Source organism: Nocardiopsis sinuspersici (assembly GCF_001998325.1).
GTDB lineage: Bacteria > Actinomycetota > Actinomycetes > Streptosporangiales > Streptosporangiaceae > Nocardiopsis > Nocardiopsis sinuspersici.
The window spans coordinates 5,599,596-5,621,056 of record NZ_MCOK01000001.1; the positions used below are offsets into that span (position 1 = coordinate 5,599,596).

Sequence of the window (21,461 nt, forward strand, 5' to 3'; positions counted from 1 at the left end):
GCCGTATACGCCAGGATGCGCGCCGACCACGGCCCGGTGGTCCCGGTCGAACTCGAACCGGGGGTGCACGGATGGCTGGTCACGGACTACGCCACACTCATCTCCTGGTCCCGGGACACCACCACCTTCAGCCACGACGCCAGGCTGTGGCGGGACTTCACCGAGGGGCGGGTCAACCCGGACTCCCCGCTGCTGCCGATGATGGCCCCGCGCGCGAACGCCCTGTTCGTCGAGGGCACCGAGCACCAGCGCTACCGGCGGGCGATCACCGACGGCATCGGCGCCATCGACACCGAGCACCTGGGCAGGATCACCAGCCGGTACGCCGAACGGCTCATCGACGAGTTCTGCGAACGCGGACGGGCCGACGCCCTCAACGAGTACGCGCGCATGCTGCCGCTGCTGGTGATGAACGACCTCTTCGGCTTCGACGAGGACCAGGGCCTGCGCTTCGTCGCCGCCATGCGCAACCTGTGGCAGGGCGTGGACGCGGAGAGGTCCAACGCCGAGGCCGAGCGGGCCCTGTCCGAGGTGGTGTCGGCCAAGCACCGCGAGCCCGGCGACGACCTCACCACCCGGCTGATCCAGCACCGCGCCGCCCTCAGCGACGAGGAGGTGATCATGCAGCTCCTCCTCGTCATCGCCGCCGCCAACGAGCCGACCGCGAACCTGATCGCCGCGTCCCTGAGGGCCGCCCTGGACGACCCCGCCCTGACCGGTTACGGCTCGGCCTCCCTCTCCGACACCGCCCTCGGCGACCTCCTGGACCGGGTCCTGTGGCAGGACCCGCCGATCACCAACTACCCGGCCGTCTACCCGCGGGTGGACGTGCCCCTCGGCGACGGCCGGGTGATCGGGGCCGGCACCCCCGTGCTGCTGGGCTTCGCCGCGTCGAATCACTTCTTCCTGCGGGAGAACGCCGAGCAGATGGAGGAGAGCACCAACCGGGCGCACGTGGCCTGGGGCGCGGGCCCCCACCGCTGCCCCGCGCGCGACGAGGCCACCACCATCGCCATCATCGCGGTGCGCGTGCTCCTCGCCCGCCTTCCCGGGCTCCGTATGGCCGTTCCGCCGGAACAGCTGCGCTGGCGGCTGTCGACCCTGTCCTGGACCCCCGTCCAGCTCCCCGTCGAGTTCGCCCCGCAGGTTCCCCCGCCCTCTGACCCCGAGGAAGGAACATCTTGGAGCCCGTCCGCATCGCACCCGGAAACCTCCGAGCCCAAGCAGCCCACCTCCGTGAGCTCGGGCCTGTCGTCCCTGTCGAACTTCCTGGTGAGGTTGCTGCGTGGGTCGTGACCACGCACGCGGCGGTCACCGAGGCCCTGGCCGACCAGCGCGTGCAGAAGGACAAGAAGCACTGGCGGGCGTTCAACGCCGGTGAGATCCCGCCGGACTGGCCGCTGATCTCCTGGATCATCGCCGAGAACATGCTGACCAGCGACGGTGAGGAGCACACGCGCCTGCGCAAGCTCGTCTCCAAGGCGTTCACCCCGCGCCGGATCGAGCACATGCGCGAGGGGGTCGTCGCCATCGTCGAGGGGCTGCTGGACCGGGTGGAGGCCGAGGCCGCCGCGAGCGCGGACGGTGTGGTCGACCTCAAGGCGCTGCTGGCCCAGCCGCTGCCGATGACGGTGATCAGCGACCTGTTCGGACTGGACGAGGAGGCGCGGCCGAAGCTGCACCGGCTGGTCGGGGTCTTCTTCGACCAGAGCGTCACGCCCGAGGACGCGATGACCACCTTCATGGAGATGTGGGGCCTGCTCACCGAGCTGGTCGGGGCCAAGCGCGCCGAACCGGGCGACGACCTGACCTCCGCACTCATCGCCGCCCGCGACGAGGACGACAGGCTCAGCGAGGACGAGCTGATCTGGAGCCTGGTACTCATCATCAGCGCGGGCTACGAGACCACGATGAACCTCATCGCCAACGCGGTGCGGGCGCTGGTCGGCCACCGCGACCAGCTCGACATGGTCCTGCGGGGCGAGGTCGAGTGGTCCAGGGCCGTGGAGGAGGTACTGCGCTGGGACGGGCCGGGCGAGTTCGTACCGATGCGCTACACGACCGAGGACGTCGAGCTGGCCGGGGTCGCGGTCCCGGCGGGTGAGCCGCTGCTGATGGGCTACGGCTCGGCCGGGCGGGACGAGGAGCGCTACGGGCCGACGGCGCACCTGTTCGACGTCACCCGCGAGGACACCTCGCACCTGACCTTCTCCCACGGGCGGCACTACTGCCTGGGAGCCAGCCTGGCCCGTATGGAGGTCCTCGAAGCGCTGCCGCGCCTGTTCGGGCGCTTCCCCGGGCTCGACGTCGCGGTGGCGGACGAGGAGCTGGTCCCGCTCCCGTCGATCATCGGCTCGGGCGTGGAGGCCCTTCCCGTGCGCCTGCGGTGATCCCCGGGATGATCCGCCCTCCGGGACCGGACACGCCCGATCCCGATCCCGCCGGAACGGCGTCCTGCGACGTTTCCGGCGGGATATCTGCATTTCAGGGGGTTGTGGGCGGATCCGAAGTACCGGGGAAACACACATACCACCGTGGCGGACAGCGCCACCAGTGGTCGCGGACTTCTAGACTCTCTAGGGCGTGTGTGGTGGGTGCCGCCCTTCGCGTAGCAGGGCGGGTACTCGCGATACACGCCTCCACGGCCATGGGTCCGCCCGGCGGGCCCGTGCCCCCTTCCGCCCGTACACACCCTCCCGCCCCAGGGCAGTGCCCCCGTAGCCTCCACACCGCACTTTCCCCGCAGAGGAACCGCGCCTTCATGAACAGCTCGGAAGCCGATCCCGGTCGTCTCCTGGTCAACCGGTACCGCCTGGACGAGGTCATCGGTGCCGGTGGCATGGGCCGGGTGTGGCAGGGCACCGACACCCTCCTGGACCGGCCGGTCGCGGTCAAGGAGCTGACCACACCGCCGAACCTGCCCGCGCACGAGGTCGAGGTGCTGCGCACCCGCATGCTGCGCGAGGCGCGCAGCGCGGCGCAGCTCAGCCACCCCGCCATCATCACCGTGTTCGACGTGGCCGAGGAGGACGGCCGCCCGTGGATCGTCATGGAGCTCGTCCGCGGCCCCTCCCTGGGCGACCTCATCCGCGACGACGGGGCGCTGCCGGTCCGGCGGGCCGCCGACATCGGCGAGCAGATGGCCGCGGGCCTGGCCGAGGCGCACGCCCGCGGCATCGTGCACCGCGACATCAAACCGGGCAACGTGCTCATCGCCGGGAACGACCGGGCCGTCCTCACCGACTTCGGCATCGCCCACCTGGACGGCGCCACCCACCTGACCAGCACCGGCCTGCTGATCGGATCCCCGAGCTACCTGGCCCCGGAGGTCGCGCACGGGAACGCGGCCACCCCGGCCTCGGACATGTGGGCCCTGGGCGTCACCCTCTACCAGGCGGTGGAGGGCACGCTGCCGTTCGACCGGCCGACCCCGATGGCGACGCTGACCGCGATCGTCACCCAGGACCTGCCGGAGGCGCCCAACGCCGGTCCGCTGCGCCCGGTCCTGGAGGCCCTGTGCGAGAAGCGCCCGCAGGACCGGCCGTCGGTCGGCGAGGTGCGCTCCCTCCTACGCGAGGCTCGGGACGGCACCGGGAGTCCCCCGGCGGCCGCCCCGGCCCCGGCCGTCACCGCGTCGGCGGAGGAGCCGGAGGGCTCGGGGGAACCGGAGGAGACCGGTGGAACCGGCCCGGCCACGCGCACCGGAGCGGCCGCGTCGGAACCCGGCCCCGGACGGGCCGGATCCGGCCCGCCGCCCGCCGTCTCCCACCGCGAGGGGGGCGCCGCGTCCCGCGTGAGGACGCTGCTGGTCGTCGCGGCCGTGGTCGTACTGCTGGTCGTGGGCGCCACCACCAGCGTCCTGGTGAGCATGAACCGCCCCGGAGGCTCCGGGGCCGGGCTGGTCGACGGCTCCGGTCAGCAGGCCGCCGTCGACCCCGGTCCCACCGGCGGGGAGGAGTCCGGTACGCCGGAGGAGGCGTCCGATCCCGCGGAACCGTCCGAGGAGCCCTCCGCCGAGCCGTCCGAGGAGGACGACGAGGAAGACGGCAGGTGGGACTTCCTGACCCGCCACGAGGACCCCAGCGGGTTCTCCGTGGACGTCCCGAAGGACTGGGAGGTCGAGCGGCGGGACCACATGGTCTACTTCCACAACCCCGACGGCGGATACCTGCTGGTCGACCAGACCGACGACCCGGGTGCCGACGCCGGGGACGACTGGCGTGCCCTGGAGCCCTCCGCCCGGGGCAACTTCGGCGGCTACGAGCTCATCGGCATCGAGGACGTGGAGGCCGACTGGGCGGAGGACTACGTCAGCGCCGCCGACTGGGAGTTCACCTTCGAAAGCGGCGGCATGCACGCCGTGAACCGGGGCTTCCACACCGAGGACAAGGGCTACGCCCTGTTCCTGGTGGCCGACAACGGTGACCCCGAGGCCAACCGGGCGCTGCTGGACCGGATGTCCCGGAGCTTCGAACCCGCCGGCTGAGGCGGCGGAGCACGGCGGCCGACCGGTTCAGAATATCGAGCAGCTGGTGACGTCGGTGAAGGCCTCCAGGGCCAGCGCCGCCGTCACCGAGTTGCCCTTGGCGTCCAGCCCCGGGCCCCACGCCGCCACCGAGCAGCGCCCGGGCACGACCGCGAGGATGCCGCCGCCCACCCCGCTCTTGCAGGGGAGCCCGACACGGTAGGCGAACTCGCCCGCGGCGTCGTAGGTGCCACAGGTGAGCATCACCGCCATGATGCGGCGCGCGTCGGGCCTGCTGAGCAGCTGGGAGCCGTCCGCGCGCCTGCCGTGCCGTGCCAGCAGCAGCCCCACCCTGGCCAGCTCCTCGCAACTGATGGTGATCGAGCACTGCCGGAAGTAGTGCTCCAGTACCTCCGCCACCGGGTTGTGGATCGTGCCGAAGTCCGCCATGAGGTGGGCGAGCGCCCGGTTGCGCTCCCCGTGCTCGCTCTCCGAGCGGGCGACCGCCTCGTCCGAGCCCAGGTCCGGGGCCCCGGCCTCCGCGCACAGCAGCTCCCGCAGCGCGTTGGAGGCGCCCCCCGTGTCGGTCAGCAACTGGTCGGTGACGACGAGCGCGCCCGGGTTGACCATCGGGTTGCGCGGGACGCCCCCCTCGAACTCCAACTGGTACAGGGAGTTGAAGGGCGCGCCCGACGGCTCGCGGTGGACCCGCCCCCACACGCCGCCGCCGGACCCGCTCATCACCAGGGCCAGGGCGAACACCTTGGTGATGCTCTGCATGGAAAAGCGTGTGCCGGCGTCGCCGGCGACGTACAGGCCGCCGTCCACCGTGGCGACCGCGATCCCGAACTGCGCCGGGTCCACCCTGGCCAGTTCGGGGATGTAGTCGGCGACCTTCCCCTCGCCGACGCGCGGCCGCACTCTGTCCATGACGGCTTCGAGCACACCGGCGTAGTCGTCACCGTCGCACGTCTGGGTCACCGCGTCCTCCCGTGCCGAGTTCCGACGCCCTCCCGACCAGGGCCTGACCCCTCCCGACTACCCAGAACACCGCCGTGCACGGGTACCGCATCCGAGCGGTACGCGGCCGCGTACCGGCCGCGCGGTTGTGTCAGCCGCCCTCGTCCAGGAGCTGGGCGTCGTGCACCAGCAGCGCCACCTGCACCCGGTTGTTGAGCCCGAGTTTGGTGAGGATGTTGGACACGTGCGTCTTGACCGTCGGCACGCTCAGGAACAGGGCCGAGGCGATGTCGGCGTTGGACCGTCCCTCGCCGACAGCCACGGCCACCTCCAGCTCCCGGCCGTTGAGAGCCGCCAGCCGCCGGCGCGCACGGTCGGCCCGCTCGCCGTGGCCGTTGGCGCCGACCCGGTCGATCAGCCGCCGCGTCACCGCCGGGGACAGCACCGACATCCCCCGGGACACCTGGCGCACCGACTCCACGATCTCCGCCGGGGGAGTGTCCTTGAGCAGGAACCCGGCCGCGCCCGCGCGCAGGGCGCGCAGTACGTGCTCGTCCGCGTCGAAGGTGGTCAGCACCAGCACCTCCGGCGGGCTCTCCAGGGCGCGCAGGTGCTCGGTGGCGGTCAGCCCGTCCACCGTGGGCATGCGGATGTCCATCAGGACCACGTCGGGGGAGTGCCGCCGCACCAGGTCGAGCACCGCGCCGCCGTCCTCGGCCTCGGCCAGCACCCTGATGTCGGGCGCTCCGCCCATCATCATCACCAGGCCGACCCGCACCAGCGCGTCGTCGTCGACGATCACGACCCCGATCCGACCGCGCTCCGTCTCGCTCATACCGGCCACGGTAGCCATGCCGACAACCGCCAGCCACCACCGGCGTCCGGTCCGTGCTCCAGGTGCCCGGAGGCCAGGGACACCCGCTCGGCGAGGCCGGCGAGGCCCTGGCCGCGTCCGTCCCCTCCCGTGGCGTCGGGCTCGGGGCCGGGGGAGGGGCCGTTGCGCACCTCCACCAGCAGCCCGTCGCCGGGTGCTCCCCTGACCAGCACGCGCGTGTCCGCGCCCGGGGCGTGCTTGCGCACGTTCGTCAGCCCCTCCTGGACGATCCGGTAGGCGGCGCGTCCGGTGCGCTCCGGCACCGCGCCGCTGTACCCCTCCACGAACTCCACCCGTGCCCCGGCCTCGTCGGCCTCCTCCACCAGCTGCTGGAGGTCGGCCATGGTCGGCTGCGGCAGCTCGCCGACCGGGGCGCGCAGCACCCCGATCACCTCGCGCAGGTCCTGGAGGGCCTGGTGGGCGCTCTCCCGGATCACCTTCGCGGAGCGGGCCACCTCCTCGGCGGAGGCGTCCGGACGGTACTCCAGGGCGCCGGCGTGCACGCTGAGCAGGGAAAGCCGGTGCCCGAGCACGTCGTGGATCTCGCGGGCCATGGCCTCGCGGACCTGGTGCTGGGCGTGCTCGGCGCGCAACCGCGCCTCGGTCTCGGCGTGCACGGCGCGGTCGCGCAGCGACTCCACCAGCTCGCGCCGGTGGTGGACGGTGAGCCCCCACCCCGTCACGGCGCCCTGGAGGGCCGCGCCCAGGAGGAAGAGCACGAGGAAGGGGGCGTGCGGGTCGGACCACAGCGCGGAGTTCACGAACGCGGCGCCCACGCTCAGCCCGTACACGGCCAGGCTCGTGCGGGGCGGCCGGTGCACGGCCAGGGAGAACAGGGCGATGAGCATGGCGCCCGAGACCATGCCGGAGACGGCGGAGAACAGGACGAGCGCGACGGCGATCTGGACCGGCCAGCAGCGGCGCCACCACAGGGACAGGCAGGCCAGGAGGGTGAGGAGCGCGTCGACGCCCCTGAGCCACACGGGCAGGACGGGCTCGGTGGGGAACTCGGGGAACTCGGCGGCGCCCATCAGTGCGAAGAGGACCGCGAGGAGGAAGGCGGAGGAGTCCACGATCCAGTCGCGCGCGCCGCGCCGCCGCGGAACGGCCATAGCGTTCATCGCCGGGCATTCTACGTCCGGCCCCGGACGGGGAGGAGGAGCGGGGCCGACGCGGACCGGTCCGGGATCACGGTGGGCCGGGCGATTCGTGTCAGGTCGGGTACCGCGTGTCGGTACCTTGTAACCGATGAGCACTCTGGTCACCGGAGCCACCGGCATGGTGGGCCGCCGCATCCTCACCCAGCTGAGGAGCCGCGGCCTGTCCGCGACGGGCGCGTCCCGCACCTCACAGACACGTCTGGACTGGACCGACACCTCCAACTGGGACGAGCTCCTCGACGGCGTGAAGAGCGTCTTCGTGGTGACGCCGGTCGGGAGCGCCCTGGGCAACCGGGTCGCCGGGTTCCTGGAGAAGGCGGCGGGGGCCGGGGTCGGCAACGCCGTGGTCATGACGGCCATGGGCACCGAGTACGCGCCGTCGGACTCCGACCAGCGCGCGGCCGAGCTGCGGGCCAAGGACCTGTTCGGCCGCTGGACCGTGCTGCGGTCCAACTGGCTCTTCCAGGACTTCACCGAGGGGACGTTCGCCAGCATGGCGCGCGCACGCAACGGACGCCTCGAACTGCCGGTCAAGAAGAGGACGGCGATCAGCTTCGTGGACGCCCGCGACGTCGCCGACGTAGCCGTCTCCGCGCTGCTGGACGACCACAGCGGCAGGGAGTACACGCTCACGGGCCCGCAGGCGCACACCTTCCGCGAGGTGGTCAAGCAGACCAGGGGCACCGAGAGCCCGGTGTGGCGGTTCAAGGCCGTCGACGAGGCGGGCTTCTACTTCCGCGCCACCGACCGGGGATGGGGCGAGCGGTACGTGGACACGCTCAACGAGCGCTTCGCCGCCGCCGTCGCCGGACGCGCCGCCGAGGTCACCGAGGACGTGCGCGCCGCCCTGAGGCGCGATCCCATCCCGCTGGCCCGCTTCGTCCGCGAAGCCGTGCTCTGACCCGGAGCGCCGCGCGCCCGCCCCGCGAGGGGACGGGCGCTCCGCACCGCGGACCGGCCTACTTCAGGAGCTGGCGGGCCATCACCATGCGCTGGATCTGGTTGGTGCCCTCGTAGATCTGCGTGATCTTCGCGTCGCGCATCATGCGCTCCAGCGGGAAGTCCTTCACGTAGCCCGCGCCGCCCAGCAGCTGCACGGCGTCGGTGGTGATCTCCATGGCGGCGTCGGAGGCGTAGCACTTGGCGGCCGCGCCGTAGAACGGCAGGTCCTCGTCGCCCCGCTCGGACTTGGCGGCGGCCACGTAGACCATCTGGCGCGCGGTCTCCAGCTTCATCGCCATGTCGGCGAGCATGAACTGGACGCCCTGGAACTCGGCGATGTGCTTGCCGAACTGCTTGCGCTCCTTGACGTAGGCCACGGCCTGGTCCAGGGCGCCCTGGGCGATGCCGACGGCCTGTGCGCCGATGGTGACGCGTGTGTGGTCCAGGGTGCGCAGGGCGATCTTGAGTCCCTCGCCCGGGGCGCCGACGATGCGGTCGCCGGGAACGCGCACGTTGTCGAAGAACAGCTCGCGGGTGGGGGAGCCCTTGATGCCGAGCTTGCGCTCGGGCTCGCCCAGGGTGAAGCCCTCGTCGTCGGCGTGCAGCACGAACGCCGAGACGTTGCGACCGCGCGCGCCCTCGGGGTCGGTCACGGCCAGCACCGTGTAGTACTTGCTGACCCCGGCGTTGGTGATCCAGGACTTCTGGCCGTTGAGCACCCAGCCGTCGCCGTCGGGAACGGCCTGTGAGCGCATGTTCGCGGTGTCGGAGCCGGCCTCGCGCTCGGACAGGCCGTAGGAGAACATCGCCTCGCCGCCGGCGACCTCGGGCAGGTAGCGGCGCTTGACCTCGTCGGAGGCGCCCAGGATCAGCGGCATGGTGCCGAGCTTGTTGACCGCGGGGATCAGGGAGGAGGAGGCGCACACGCGGGCCACCTCCTCGATGACGATGCAGGTGGCCAGGGCGTCGGCACCCACGCCGTCGTACTCCTCGGCGATGTGCGGGGCGTGGAAGTCCGTGGCGACCAGGGCGTCGAGGGCCTCCTGCGGGAAGGCGCTCTTCTCGTCGACCTCCGCCGCGTGCGGAGCGATCCTGCCCTCGGCGACGGAGCGCACGGCCTCGCGCAGCTCCTCGTGGTCCTCGGTGGTCCTGAACAGGTCGAAGTCGCTCATCTGCTTCCCTCCCCGGGGGAGTCGCCCCTCGGTGTTTGGCACTGCGTGCCTTCTTGTGGCATTCGGTGCCAGAATAGGGGGTAGGGAGGGCGAAGTACACCGGCGGACTCGGATAGCTTCGGGATGTCGGCGTGAGGGGAGCGGACCCATGGAACGGTCGGGAGGCCGGGGCGGCCAGCCGCGGGTGGCCACCCGCGAGGTGGTGCTGGCCGCGGTGCGGCTGTTCACCGAGAGCGGCTTCGACGACACGACGATGGACCAGATCGCCACCGCCACGGGCGTGAGCCGCCGCAGCCTCTTCCGCCGCTTCGGCTCGAAGGAGGACATCCTGTTCGCCGAGCACGACGAGCTGTTCTCCACCGTGGTGCGCTACCTGGAGGCGTCCCCGGACGAGCCGCTGACCTCGGTCTTCGCAGCCGCACGCCTGGTGCTCCAGGGATACCTGCGCGACCCGGAGATCACCGTGCCCCGCTACCGCCTGGTCCGCGCCCACCCCCGGCTGCGCGACCGGGAGGTGGCGATGACCGCCCGCTACCAGGCCGCGTTCAGCAGCTACCTGTCCCGGTGCGGGGACGGCGGGGGCCGTGAGGGCCGTTCCCTGGCAGCGGGTGTGGCGGCCGCCTCGCTCATCTCGGCGCACAACCACGTCCTGCGCGGTTGGCTGCGCCGCCCGGAACAGGACAGCCGAGAGGTGTGGGCGGGCTTCGACGAGGCCATGGACTTCGTCCGCCGGGCCGCCGAACCCATGCTGCACGCCGAGCGGGGGCCCCGGCGCGACCACGTACTGGTCGCGGTCTACCCGGGGGACACCGGCCGGGAGGAGCTGCTCCGCCGCATCGGCGCCGCCGTCCAGGCCTCCGAGGGCTCCTGAGGGCCGGACAGCCCTGGCGCACGCCGGCCCGCACGGTCCTGTGCTGCTTCGCTCGGTCCGGTCGGCGCCGTGACGCGCGTAGGCTGGACGAGGCCGGGAACCGGGCACGACGGGCAGCACAGAGGCGGAGCGGGCAGCGGAAATGAGCGTGGACACGGCGAGCGCCACCAAGCAGGAGTCAGAGGTCGTACGCGAGGCGTCCCGACGGCGGACGTTCGCGGTCATCTCCCACCCCGACGCCGGTAAGTCCACGCTGACCGAGGCGCTGGCGCTGCACGCGGCCGCGATCTCCTCCGCCGGCGCGGTGCACGGCAAGGGCGACCGCCGGGGCGTGACCTCGGACTGGATGGAGATGGAGCAGGACCGCGGGATCTCCATCACCTCCGCCGCGCTGCGCATCGACTACGCCGACCGGGTGCTCAACCTGGTGGACACTCCCGGCCACGCCGACTTCTCCGAGGACACCTACCGGGTGCTGTCCGCGGTGGACTGCGCGATCATGCTGCTGGACTCGGCCAAGGGCCTGGAGCCGCAGACGCTGAAGCTCTTCGACGTGTGCCGCGCGCGGAAGATGCCGGTCATCACCTTCGTCAACAAGTGGGACCGCCCCGGACGCGAGCCGCTGGAGCTGCTGGACGAGATCGAGCAGCGCATCGGGCTGCGCCCCACCCCGCTGAACTGGCCGGTGGGCATCGCCGGGGACTTCCGCGGCCTCATCGACCGCGGCAGCGGCACCTACACCAAGATGACCCGTACCCCGGGCGGAGCGAAGAAGGCGGTCGAGGAGGTCCTGTCCGCGGACGAGGCCGCCAAGGCCGAGGGCTCCGTGTGGGAGGAGGCCGGCGAGGAGATCGAGCTCCTCGAAGCCCTGGGAGCCGACTTCGACCACGACTCCTTCATGGCCGGGGAGTCCTCCCCGGTGCTGTTCGGCGCGGCGCTGCCCAACTTCGGGGTGGGCCAGCTGCTGGAGGCCGTGGTCGGCCTGGCCCCGCCCCCGGCTCCCAAGCCGGACGCGCAGGGCCGGCCGCGGCCGGTGGAGAAGCCCTTCTCCGGCCAGGTGTTCAAGATGCAGGCCAACATGGACAAGAACCACCGGGACCGGATGGCGTTCGTGCGCATCTCCTCGGGCCGCTTCGACCGCGGCATGGTGCTCACCCACGCCGAGACGGGGCGCCCCTTCGCGACCAAGTACACCCAGGCGGTGTTCGGCTCGGACCGGTCCACGATCGAGACCGCCTACCCCGGTGACGTGATCGCGCTGGTCAACGCCCAGGCCCTGGCGGTGGGCGACACGCTCTACGACGGGCCCAAGGTGGTCTTCCCGCCGATCCCCAGCTTCGCCCCCGAGCACTTCGTGGTGGCCCGGGCCGTCGACGCGGGCAAGTACAAGCAGTTCCAGCGCGGGATCGCCCAGCTCGACGCCGAGGGCGTGGTGCAGGTGCTCACCTCGGACGTGCGCGGTGAGCAGGCGCCGGTGCTGGCGGCGGTGGGCCCGTTGCAGTTCGACGTGGTCCGCCACCGCATGGAGCACGAGTTCCGCTCGCCGATCGAGACCTCGCCGCTGGACTACTCCGTGGCCCGGCGCACGGACACCGAGTCGGCTCCCGCGCTGCACGCGCTCTCGGGCGCGGAGGTGCTCAAGCGCCGTAACGACGGTGAGCTGCTGGTGCTGGTGCACAACAAGTGGCGGCTGCGCGTCATCGAGCGCGACCATCCGGAGTTGTTCATGGAACCGCTGCTGGCCGGAGGGGTCGACGAGGGCGTGTGAGGTCCCTCGGAACGCTTCGGCGGGCACCGGTACCGGTGCCCGCCGCCTTTTCGGCTAAGCGCGCCGCCCTGTTTACCTGGGGTGAATGCCGATAACCCGTTGTCGCCCCCGGGTCGCGGATCCGCGTGAATTGGGCGGTGCCGCGGGGCCCGGACGGGTCCCGCGCGGATGGTGTGTGAACTCCCGTGCCCCACGCACAGACCGTGGTCACGACGGGGCCGGCCCGGTGTGCGGGGAGGGGCCTGTGGGGCCCCAGTGCCCCGGGCAGAGGTCAATGTCACCGGCTGTCGGGTACCCCGTGTCGACCCCCGTGATCAGGGCGAAGGTACCCTGGGAGAAGGCCACTAGGGCGCGTTCGGGCACCCGGCCGCACCGGGCTTCGTCCGGCTCTGTCCACTTCTGTGAAGGACGGCCGGAAGGAGCGGGTTCGGGCCGGGTGGTGGGGTGCTCAGGGGACCGGTACAGGAGACGGAGCGGCGGCGGGCGGACCCTCGGTTCCGCTCATGACGTCTCAGGGCGATCACGGAGTAATCGACGTCTGGCAAAGTTTGTAAATCTTCACCTTGCGGTAATTCTGCTCACGCCGGGGTATGTGTTGCATGTCACCTGTCCGTGAATCGGTGAAACTTATATGCTTTTGCTTAACTGTCGTTTAACAAAACAGAACAATAACGAGTGAAGCAGGAACGTGGCGGCGGACCGCCCCGCGTCTGACGCATCTCACGTATCCCCCGCCTGGAAAGGTTGACCTCGGGCATGAGCGAAGACGACAAAGAGCGCACGGTGGAGCTCCACTACGAGGGCGGCGTGCTGAAGCTGCCGGTGTTCACCGGTACCGAGGGTGAACGCACCATCGAGCTGAAGACCCTCCTGGGGTCGACCGGTATGACGACCCTGGACCCGGGGTTCAGCAACACCGCTTCGTGTAGCTCGAAGATCACCTATATCGACGGGGACGCCGGGATCCTGCGCTACCGCGGGTACCCGATCGAGGACCTCGCCGTGGGCGCGACCTTCCTGGAGGTCGCCTACCTGGTGATCTACGGCGAGCTGCCCGGGCCGGACCAGCTCAAGGACTTCTCCGACAAGCTGCGCGAGAACGCCGACATCCCGGCCGACATGGGCACGCTCATCGACGCGATGCCCCGCAACGGCCACCCCATGGCACTGATGGCCAGCGCCGTGAACACCCTCGCCGCCTACTACGACGACAGCGTCGACCCCGGTGACGAGGACCAGGTCGAGCTCGCCACGATCCGGCTGTTGGCCAAGCTGCCGACGATCGCGGCGCGCATCTACCGCAACTCCATCGGCGAGAAGCCGATCAGCCCGGACAGCTCGCTCGACTACGTCGACAACTTCATCCGGATGACCTTCGGCGACACCCACGCCGACAGCGAGCTCGGCGACCTGTTCAACCAGGCCGTCGGCATGCTGCTGGTCCTGCACGCCGACCACGAGCTGAACTGCTCCACCGCCACGGTGCGCGTCGTCGGATCCTCCAAGGCCGACATCTACGCCAGCGTCGCCTCGGGTCTCAACGCGCTCTCCGGCCCCTCCCACGGCGGCGCCAACCAGGCCGTGCTGGAGATGCTGGAGCAGATCCGCGACTCGGGCATCTCCATCGAGGACTTCCTGGAGCGGGTCAAGGCCCGCGAGATGCGCCTCATGGGCTTCGGCCACCGGGTCTACAAGAACTTCGACCCGCGCAGCAAGGAGATCAAGGTTCTGGCCAGCCAGATCCTCGACCGCGACGACAACCCCGACGAGCTGTTCGCGCTCGCCCTCAAGCTCGAGGCCGCGGCGCTCGCCGACCCCTATTTCACCGAGCGCAAGCTCTACCCGAACGTCGACTTCTACACCGGCGTCATCTACCGCACCATGGGCTTCCCGAACAACATGTTCACCGCGTTGTTCGCCATCGGCCGCCTGCCCGGCTGGGTCGCCCACTACCGCGAGCAGCTGCACGACCCGGCCTTCCGGATCGCGCGCCCGCGCCAGCACTACGTCGGCGCCTCCGAGCGCCGGCTCCCCGGCCTGGAGTAACCTCCCGGGAGAACACCGAGAGCGCCCGCCCGCGTCACCGACGGGGCGGGCGCTCTCGTGCCTTTTCCGCCGTTCGCTGTTGCGCGCCGGACGCTGCGGGTAGCACCCGTACCAGGACACCTATGAGCGGTCCCGTCCTTTTCCGCGTTCCGCGGCCAGCCGACCCCGGCCACGACTCCGGGGAAGGGGCGGGGCGCGGTTCCGGACGGAGCCGTGGAGGGAGGCGACGATGGTCCGGTACACGTTGGCCGGCGACCTGCTCGACGAGTTGAGCCGGAACTGGTGGCTGGTGGTCCTCCGGGGGATCGCCGCCGTCCTCTTCGGCGTGGTCGCGCTGATCTGGTCGGAGAAGACCCTGGTGGTCCTGGCGATCGTCTTCGGCGTCTACGCGCTGGCCGACGGCGCCGCCCTGGGGTACGCGGCCTACCGGGCGGCGCCGGGCAACCGCCTCTCCCTGGTCGTGCAGGCGGTCATCAGCGTCGTCGCGGGTCTGGTCGCGCTGGTCTGGCCGCTCCTGGCGGTCGTCGCCCTGGTGTTCGTCATCGGTGCCTGGGCGGTGATCACCGGCGTCGCCGAGATCATCACCGCCATCCGCCTGCGCGCGCACATCAGCTCCGAGTGGCTGCTGATCTTCGTCGGGGCCCTCTCGATCGTCTTCGGCCTGCTGCTGTGGTTCTGGCCCCTGGCGGGCGCGCAGGCCGTCATGTTCGTGATCGCGATGTACGCCATCATCTTCGGCGCGGTGATGGCCGTGGCCGGGTTCCGCCTCCGCGGCGCCGCCAACGCCTTCCTGGGCCCGGAGACGGGGGCCTTCGACGACCTCCGCGGTCCCGACGAGCCGGTCGACGGGGAGACCACCGGAACCCACGGGGACCTCCTCGACGACGGTGTCGGGGAGGACCGGGGCGAGACCTCCGGAGGCGGCCGCCACCGCGCCCGGGACGAGGACGAGGGACACCCCGACCATCCCGGCGAGCCGCGTTAGACGTGTTCCCGGGCGCCGCGCTCCGCCGGCGCCCGCACCACACCCCCGGGACCGGGCCGGCAGGTCCCGGGAAATGCTTTGTGCGCTCCCCGGGGGCACGGCTAGCATCGGCCGCGCACCTCCTCCAGATCTACGGCCGGGTCCTGTTCGGTGGACTCGGTCCTGTGCCACCGCACAGCGAGGGCGCCGACGGGGTTCTGGAGGCCGCGCAGGTGCGTCCGTGAGGTACGAGCGGGCGCACCGTAGGGGCCGAAGGTTCCCGTGCCTGCGGCGTCCGAGCACGGGGCGAAGCGCGGCGGAGCCTCAAGGGAACACGGCCCGGGGGCGGACGTCCCCGACGCCGCGCATCCGCCCCGCCCGGGGCCGGGTGCCTCCCAGCCCTGTCCTTGGACACCGAGTTCTGGAGAAGCAAGCGATGACCCGTCGCGCCCACATCGCCATGATCGGCACCCCCGCCGTGAGCCACACCCTGCCCAGCCTGGAGATCATCCGCGAACTGGTGAGCCGGGGGCACCGCGTCACCTACGCCAACGACCCCGTGCTGGCCGACCTGGTCACCGGTACCGGCGCCGCACTCGTCCCGTACGCCACCACCCTGCCCACCGGGGACGAGGAGTGGCCCGACGACCCCGTCGCGGGGATGGACGTCTTCCTGGACGAGGCGATCACCCAGCTACCCGTCCTGCGGGCCGCCTACGACGCCGACCGCCCGGACCTGTTCCTGTACGACATCGCGGGATACGCCGCCCGGGTGCTCGGCATCGGCTGGGGCGTTCCGTCCGTGCAGCTCTCGCCCACCTACGTGGCCTGGGAGGACTACGGAGACACCGTCATGGAGGAACTGCGCTCCCTGCCCGGGGCGGAGGAGCACTTCGGGAGGATGGCGGCCTGGCTGGCCGGGAACGGTGTCACCGGCCTGGACCACACCTCCTTCGTCGCCCGTCCGGAGCGGTCGCTGGCGGTGATCCCGCGTGAGATGCAGCCGTTCGCCGACACCGTGCCCGACACGGTCACCTTCGTCGGGCCGTGCCTCGGGGAGCGGGCCGACCAGGGGGAGTGGACCCGCCCGGCGGACGCGGACAAGGTCCTGCTGGTGTCCCTGGGGTCGGCCTACACCAACCAGCCGGGGTTCTACCGCGAGTGCCTGAGGGCCTTCGGGGACCTGCCGGGGTGGCACGTGGTACTACAGACCGGAAAGTACGTGGACCCCGCCGAGCTGGGGGAGGTCCCCGCCAACGTCGAGACGCACTCCTGGGTGCCGCAACTGGCCGTCCTGCGCCAGGCCGACGCCTTCGTCACCCACGCCGGCATGGGAGGCTCCAGCGAGGGCCTGTACACCGGGGTCCCGATGATCGCCGTCCCGCAGGCCGTCGACCAGTTCGGCAACGCCGACCGCCTGGAGGAACTCGGCGTCGCCCGGCGGATCGACACCGAGGACGCCACCGCGGACCGGCTGCGCTCGGCGCTGCTGGAGCTGACCTCCGATCCGGAGGTCGCCCGCAGGCTGGCCGACGTCAGCGCCCGGCTCCAGGCCGGCGGCACCTCCTACGCGGCCGACCTGATCGAGGCGGAACTGCCCGGTTAGCCGGAAGGCCCCGACCCGCTCCGTTCCTCCGGTGCGCCGTGTCCTCGGACGCGGCGCACCGGCCCCGTGCTCCGGACACGCACCGGAACACCCGCCCGACACCCCGCGGAGGGACCATGGACCACCTCGTCGTCGTCACCGGAGGCCCGGGTTCGGGCAAGACCACCCTGATCGACCACCTGGCCTCGCTCGGGTACGCGCGCACCACGGAGGCCGGACGGGCGCTCATCCGCGACCAGAGGGAGATCGGGGGCCGCGGCCTGGCCTGGCGCGACGACGACCTGTTCGCCGAGCTCATGCTCGCGTGGGAGATACGCACCCACCGCGAGGCCGCCGCCCTGCCAGGGCCGGTCTTCTGCGACCGGGGCGTTCCCGACGTGGTCGGCTACTTCCTGCTGCGCGGCCTGCCGGTCCCGGAGCACGTCACCGAGGCGGCCCGCAGGTTCCGGTACCACCGCAGGGTGTTCGTCGCCCCGCCGTGGCCGGAGGTCTTCACCGGCGACACCGAGCGCCACCAGTCCCCGGAGGAGGCCGAGCGCACGTACCGGGCGATGATCGAGGCCTACCCGGCGTGCGGCTACGAGCCGGTGGAACTGCCGCGCGTTCCGGTCGCCGAGCGAGCCCGCTTCATCCTGTCCCATACGTCCCCAGGTACACGCGGGCACTAGCACAGGACGGGTGGGATGTGACTCCTGTGACTGGGAGAGACCTTTGTTATGTGACGGTGCCCGTGTTTCGCAAACAGGGCATATGTGGCCGGTCGCGGCCGTAAACCGCGGTTTCCCTTGTGGTTCCCGTAGGTCGCCGCCAGACTCTTGTCTAGGTAAAGGAGCATTGACCGTTCACGCCCGAGACGGGTGCGGGACCGGGACGCCGGGAGGAACGCGGTAGGTGGCCAGCGCGTCTGGGGCGAACACGCCGCCCATGAGTTGGGAGGGCATCGACCACGCGCTCAACCGGGTGCGCGGAGAGGCCGACCGGATCGCCCTCGACCTCGCCGACCTGGACGGCCACGTCGGCCACCGGATGCTCCGGGGAGCCGATCTCGTCGGACGCACCCGGCGGCGCTGGGAACACGCCAGCGAGCACGTCCACAACCTGTGGGCGGTCTACGACGCGTTCCGCCGCGTCGTCGACCGGATCCAGGAGCTCCGTGTCTCCGGAGGCGGAGGCCACGAGGACCAGGCCCTCCTGACCTCCCTGCTCAACGACGCCTCCGTGCCGCTGCCCGCCAGAGAGGTCCCGCTGCGCGAACGGGGCCTGCTCCACGCCGGCGGGGAGTCCACCACCCTCGCCGCCGCCGTCGCCCGGATGTCGGCCGACTACGAGGAGGCCACCGAGGTCATCTCGGCCGTCGAGACGGCCTGGGACGCCCTCCACCCGCGCCTGGCCGAACTCGACGCGATGTGGCACGAGATCTGCACCTTCTCCGACCTGGTCGGGCTCGGCGAGGACGAGCACGAGTCCCTGCGCGCCGACCTGGACGCGGTGGGCGCCACGGTGCGGCGCGATCCCCTCTCACTCGTCGAGGACGGGCACGTGGACGCCTCCTCCCTCGAACGGCTGCGCCTCCGGCTGGAGCGCGTACGCGGCGAGCTCCGCGACGCCCTGCGCATGCGCGACTCCTACGACGAGAGCGTCGAGCGGCTCCGCTCCGCCATCGACGACGTCGGCGAGGTCCTCGCCCGCGCCCGTCGACTGCGCGAACAGGTGGTCGCCAAGATCTCCTCGCCCCCCGCGGTCGGGGTCCCCGACCACGTTCCCGCGCTGCGGACCGGTGTCGCCGACATGGACGCCCTGCGCTCACGGGGGCGGTGGCGCGAACTCGGCGCGCGCTTCGGCTCACTGCAGCGCGCCGTCCACGAGGCCTCCGACGACGCGCGTGAGCGCGAGGCCGACCTCACCGGGCTCCTGGAGCGCCGCGCCGAGCTCCGCGGGCGGCTGGACGCCTACCGGGCCCGTGCGGTCCGGCTCGGGGTCGCCGGGGACGGACGGCTGGTCGGACTCCACCGTGTGGCGCACTGGGCGCTGTGGACCGCGCCCTGCGACCTGCGCGCGGCCACGGCGGCCCTGTCCTCGTACCGGCGCGCGCTCCAGGAGATCGGAGGGACCGGCGCCCCTGTGAACAGAACCACACCGGACGCGGGCGCATCAGACGGCGAGAGCGAGGGTGGTGTGAGCAGATGACCAAGTGCGCGGACCCCGGCTGCCACGGCCTGATCGAGGACGGCTTCTGCGGCGTGTGCGGACTGGCCCCCGTGGAGGCGGGACCTCCGCAGGCCCTCCCCGGGCACGGCTCGGGCCCGCAGGCGTCCCTCGGCCCGCCCCCGCGGGCTCCGGGACCGAGGAGGCCGCCCCACCCCTCCGTCCCGGGTGCCCCGCACGGCGGCCGGGGCGAGGCCCCCGACCAGTGGCCGCCTTCCGGCCCCTCGGGCCGGGACCCCGTCAGCGGCGATCCGGTGCACTCGCATCCCGTCTCCGGCAACGTCAGGCTCTCCGGCCGCTCCGGTCCCGGGAGTGCCTCCGGCACCGCGGGTACCGGTGCCGGCGGCGGGAGCGCGGGGCGCGGCAGCCGTCGGTCCTCGCGCGGCACGCTCGGCATGGGCATGGTCCAGGTGCCCCTGGTCCCCTACCGGAACCCCGCCGAAGCCGTCATGGACAACCCCGCCGTCGCGGAGAAGAACCGCTTCTGCGGCAACTGCGGTGAGAGGGTCGGCCGCACCCGGGACGGCCAGCCCGGCCGCACCGAGGGCTTCTGCCGCAAGTGCGGGACCCAGTTCTCCTTCACCCCCAAGCTCTCCCCCGGTGACATGGTCGGTGGGCAGTACGAGGTGCTCGGCTGCCTGGCCCACGGAGGCCTCGGCTGGATCTACCTGGCACGCGACCGCAACGTCAACGACCGCTGGGTGGTCCTCAAGGGCCTGCTCAACGCCGGTGACGCGGAGGCGCACAAGGCGGCCGCCGCCGAACGCGCGTTCCTCTCCAAGGTCGAGCACCCCAACATCGTCAAGATCATCAACTTCTCCCAGCACCCGGACCCGCGCACCGGCATCCCCGGCGGCCTCATCGTCATGGAGTACGTGGGGGGCAAGTCCCTGCGCGAGCTGCTCGTCGAGCGCCGCGAGGACGGCCCCGACGCGGTCCTGCCCCTGCCACAGGTCATCTCCTACGGCCTGGAGGTCCTGCGCGCCCTGGGCCACCTGCACTCCAAGGGCCTGCTCTACTGCGACTTCAAGCCCGACAACGTCATCCAGAGCGAGGAGCAGATCAAGCTCATCGACCTGGGCGGCGTGCGGCGCATGGACGACACCGTCAGCCCCGTCTACACCACCCCCGGCTACCGGGTGCCCGAGGACGAGCTGCGCGATCCCGGCCCCACCGTCAGCGCCGACCTGTACTCGGTGGGCCGCGCCCTGGCCGTGCTCAGCTTCCGCTTCAGCTTCATGCGCGAGCACCCGCACGGCATTCCGCCGCGCGGGGCGGTACCACTGCTCCGGCGCCACGAGTCCTTCGACCGGCTGCTGCGCCGCTCCACCCACAGCGAGCCCGAGCTGCGCTTCCACGACGCCCACGACATGATCGACCAGCTCACCGGGGTGCTGCGCGAAGTCCTCTCCGACATGGAGGGCGTACCGCACCCGGCTGCCTCCACCCTCTTCGGCGGCGAGAACTCCGCCATCGGCCGTGCCGTCGGCGCCCACAACGCCGACCGCCTGCTCGCGCCGCCCCCGCCCAACGACGCGGCCGCGCTGCTGCCCGCGCCCCTCATTGACCCGAACGACCCGGCCGCCCAGCACCTGCGCGGCTTCCAGGCGCTCGCCCCCGAGGACCTCGTCCCCGCGCTGCGCTCCATGCCCGAGCCCACCCCCGAGACACTGCTGATGCTGGCCCGGTCGCTCATCGCCGCCGGTCGCCACGGCGAGGCCATGGACGCCCTCCAGCGGTTCAGCGTGATGGTCCCCGGGGACTGGCGCACCATGTGGTACCTGGCGGTGGCCGAGCTGAGCACCGGCCGGTTCCGCGAGGCCCGCGACCACTTCGACGAGCTGTACGACCACCTGCCCGGGGAGACCGCGCCCAAGCTGGGCTTGGCCCTGGCCTGCGAGCGGACCGGCGAGCACGAGACCGCGGCCCGCCAGTTCCAGACGGCCTGGAGGACCGACCACTCCTTCGTCAGCGCCGCCTTCGGCCTGGCCCGCATCCGCCTGGCCCAGGGGAACCGGGCCGAGGCCATCGCCGTCCTGGACACGGTCCCGGAACTGTCCAGCCTCCACGTCCACGCCCAGACCGCGCTGGTCGCCGTGCTCGCGGCCCAGCACCACGGCACGGACGCCGCCGACCTCGTGCGGGCCGGACGGCGCCTGGAGCGGATCGGCCTGGACGGTGAGTCCGCCGACCGCCTGGCCGTCCAGGTACTGGAGTCGGCCCTGGACTGGCTCCACGCGGGAGGCCGGGACACGGCCCGGGAGGAACTGCTCGGCGGCCCGCTCACGGAGGAGGGCGTGCGGGCCAACCTGGAACGCCGCTACCGCGCTCTGGCCCAGCGCGCCACCGTGCGTTCGGAACGCTACGGACTCATCGACAGGGCCAACTCCCTACGCCCTGTGACGCTGCTGTGAGGAACGGGGGAACG

General features: G+C 71.9%; 16 protein-coding genes. 12 read left to right on the forward strand and 4 right to left on the reverse strand.

Features of this window, described 5'->3' with window-relative positions:
- The first annotated feature begins 15 nt into the window (after positions 1-15).
- The 3 genes from NOSIN_RS24220 (at position 16) to NOSIN_RS24230 (ending at position 4,486) form a co-directional block, all read left to right on the forward strand.
- Entirely contained in the window at positions 16-1,296 is a 1,281-nt protein-coding gene (locus tag NOSIN_RS24220; protein ID WP_077692940.1) for a cytochrome P450 family protein, read from the forward strand.
- Complete coding sequence (locus NOSIN_RS24225) at positions 1,293-2,390, forward strand: cytochrome P450 family protein (RefSeq protein WP_077692941.1); 1,098 nt, start codon at positions 1,293-1,295, stop codon at positions 2,388-2,390. Before NOSIN_RS24220 ends, NOSIN_RS24225 begins: the two co-directional genes overlap by 4 nt.
- 371 nt (positions 2,391-2,761) lie before the next feature.
- Complete coding sequence (locus NOSIN_RS24230; RefSeq protein ID WP_077692942.1) at positions 2,762-4,486, forward strand: serine/threonine-protein kinase; 1,725 nt, start codon at positions 2,762-2,764, stop codon at positions 4,484-4,486.
- A gap of 27 nt (positions 4,487-4,513) precedes the next feature.
- Here NOSIN_RS24230 and NOSIN_RS24235 read toward each other — a convergent pair whose 3' ends face one another.
- The 3 genes from NOSIN_RS24235 to NOSIN_RS24245 all read right to left on the reverse strand — a co-directional run bounded on the left by NOSIN_RS24235 (position 4,514) and on the right by NOSIN_RS24245 (position 7,420).
- Positions 4,514-5,446: a glutaminase gene (locus NOSIN_RS24235; protein WP_077692943.1), complete on the reverse strand. Its 933-nt coding sequence runs from the start codon at positions 5,444-5,446 to the stop codon at positions 4,514-4,516.
- Positions 5,447-5,576: 130 nt separating this feature from the next.
- Positions 5,577-6,278, reverse strand: coding sequence for a response regulator transcription factor (locus NOSIN_RS24240; protein WP_077692944.1), 702 nt, complete (start codon positions 6,276-6,278; stop codon positions 5,577-5,579).
- Positions 6,257-7,420, reverse strand: coding sequence for a sensor histidine kinase (locus NOSIN_RS24245; protein ID WP_077692945.1), 1,164 nt, complete (start codon positions 7,418-7,420; stop codon positions 6,257-6,259). Before NOSIN_RS24245 ends, NOSIN_RS24240 begins: the two co-directional genes overlap by 22 nt.
- 127 nt (positions 7,421-7,547) lie before the next feature.
- Here NOSIN_RS24245 and NOSIN_RS24250 point away from each other — a divergent pair, with 127 nt between their 5' ends.
- Entirely contained in the window at positions 7,548-8,360 is an 813-nt protein-coding gene (locus NOSIN_RS24250; protein ID WP_077692946.1) for an NAD-dependent epimerase/dehydratase family protein, read from the forward strand.
- A 58-nt stretch (positions 8,361-8,418) separates the two neighbouring features.
- Here NOSIN_RS24250 and NOSIN_RS24255 read toward each other — a convergent pair whose 3' ends face one another.
- A complete protein-coding gene (locus NOSIN_RS24255) occupies positions 8,419-9,573 on the reverse strand; it encodes an acyl-CoA dehydrogenase family protein (protein WP_077692947.1) in 1,155 nt (384 codons plus the stop codon).
- 148 nt (positions 9,574-9,721) lie between these two features.
- On the opposite strand from NOSIN_RS24255, the gene NOSIN_RS24260 reads away from it, so the two are divergent.
- From NOSIN_RS24260 to NOSIN_RS24295, 8 genes are all read left to right on the forward strand, one after another.
- A complete protein-coding gene (locus tag NOSIN_RS24260) occupies positions 9,722-10,444 on the forward strand; it encodes a TetR/AcrR family transcriptional regulator (RefSeq protein ID WP_077692948.1) in 723 nt (240 codons plus the stop codon).
- A gap of 142 nt (positions 10,445-10,586) precedes the next feature.
- On the forward strand, positions 10,587-12,212 hold the full coding sequence (locus NOSIN_RS24265; RefSeq protein ID WP_077692949.1) for a peptide chain release factor 3: 1,626 nt from the start codon (positions 10,587-10,589) through the stop codon (positions 12,210-12,212).
- A 756-nt stretch (positions 12,213-12,968) separates the two neighbouring features.
- The gene (locus tag NOSIN_RS24270) at positions 12,969-14,258 is read left to right on the forward strand and encodes a citrate synthase (protein WP_077692950.1); all 1,290 of its coding nucleotides are present in this window, start codon (positions 12,969-12,971) and stop codon (positions 14,256-14,258) included.
- A gap of 229 nt (positions 14,259-14,487) precedes the next feature.
- Positions 14,488-15,243, forward strand: coding sequence for an HdeD family acid-resistance protein (locus NOSIN_RS24275; RefSeq protein WP_077692951.1), 756 nt, complete (start codon positions 14,488-14,490; stop codon positions 15,241-15,243).
- Between the two features lie 415 nt (positions 15,244-15,658).
- A complete protein-coding gene (locus NOSIN_RS24280) occupies positions 15,659-16,828 on the forward strand; it encodes a macrolide family glycosyltransferase (RefSeq protein WP_077692952.1) in 1,170 nt (389 codons plus the stop codon).
- A 116-nt stretch (positions 16,829-16,944) separates the two neighbouring features.
- On the forward strand, positions 16,945-17,496 hold the full coding sequence (locus tag NOSIN_RS24285; protein ID WP_077692953.1) for an AAA family ATPase: 552 nt from the start codon (positions 16,945-16,947) through the stop codon (positions 17,494-17,496).
- A 256-nt stretch (positions 17,497-17,752) separates the two neighbouring features.
- Positions 17,753-19,015 carry a hypothetical protein gene (locus NOSIN_RS24290; RefSeq protein ID WP_077692954.1) on the forward strand — a complete coding sequence of 421 codons (1,263 nt, stop codon included), beginning with the start codon at positions 17,753-17,755 and terminating at the stop codon, positions 19,013-19,015.
- The gene (locus NOSIN_RS24295; RefSeq protein ID WP_077692955.1) at positions 19,012-21,447 is read left to right on the forward strand and encodes a serine/threonine-protein kinase; all 2,436 of its coding nucleotides are present in this window, start codon (positions 19,012-19,014) and stop codon (positions 21,445-21,447) included. Before NOSIN_RS24290 ends, NOSIN_RS24295 begins: the two co-directional genes overlap by 4 nt.
- Positions 21,448-21,461 lie beyond the last annotated feature (14 nt).

Bases quoted from the DNA above. Each gene is read 5' to 3' on its own strand.
- NOSIN_RS24255 (WP_077692947.1), bottom strand. From the start codon at position 9,573: ATGAGCGACTTCGACCTGTTCAGGACCACCGAGGACCACGAGGAGCTG.
- NOSIN_RS24285 (WP_077692953.1), top strand. From the start codon at position 16,945: ATGGACCACCTCGTCGTCGTCACCGGAGGCCCGGGTTCGGGCAAGACC.
- NOSIN_RS24295 (WP_077692955.1), top strand. From the start codon at position 19,012: ATGACCAAGTGCGCGGACCCCGGCTGCCACGGCCTGATCGAGGACGGC.
- NOSIN_RS24220 (WP_077692940.1), top strand. From the start codon at position 16: ATGCGCGCCGACCACGGCCCGGTGGTCCCGGTCGAACTCGAACCGGGG.
- NOSIN_RS24230 (WP_077692942.1), top strand. From the start codon at position 2,762: ATGAACAGCTCGGAAGCCGATCCCGGTCGTCTCCTGGTCAACCGGTAC.
- NOSIN_RS24290 (WP_077692954.1), top strand. From the start codon at position 17,753: ATGAGTTGGGAGGGCATCGACCACGCGCTCAACCGGGTGCGCGGAGAG.
- NOSIN_RS24260 (WP_077692948.1), top strand. From the start codon at position 9,722: ATGGAACGGTCGGGAGGCCGGGGCGGCCAGCCGCGGGTGGCCACCCGC.
- NOSIN_RS24265 (WP_077692949.1), top strand. From the start codon at position 10,587: ATGAGCGTGGACACGGCGAGCGCCACCAAGCAGGAGTCAGAGGTCGTA.
- NOSIN_RS24280 (WP_077692952.1), top strand. From the start codon at position 15,659: ATGACCCGTCGCGCCCACATCGCCATGATCGGCACCCCCGCCGTGAGC.
- NOSIN_RS24240 (WP_077692944.1), bottom strand. From the start codon at position 6,278: ATGGCTACCGTGGCCGGTATGAGCGAGACGGAGCGCGGTCGGATCGGG.
- NOSIN_RS24275 (WP_077692951.1), top strand. From the start codon at position 14,488: ATGGTCCGGTACACGTTGGCCGGCGACCTGCTCGACGAGTTGAGCCGG.
- NOSIN_RS24270 (WP_077692950.1), top strand. From the start codon at position 12,969: ATGAGCGAAGACGACAAAGAGCGCACGGTGGAGCTCCACTACGAGGGC.
- NOSIN_RS24250 (WP_077692946.1), top strand. From the start codon at position 7,548: ATGAGCACTCTGGTCACCGGAGCCACCGGCATGGTGGGCCGCCGCATC.
- NOSIN_RS24245 (WP_077692945.1), bottom strand. From the start codon at position 7,420: ATGAACGCTATGGCCGTTCCGCGGCGGCGCGGCGCGCGCGACTGGATC.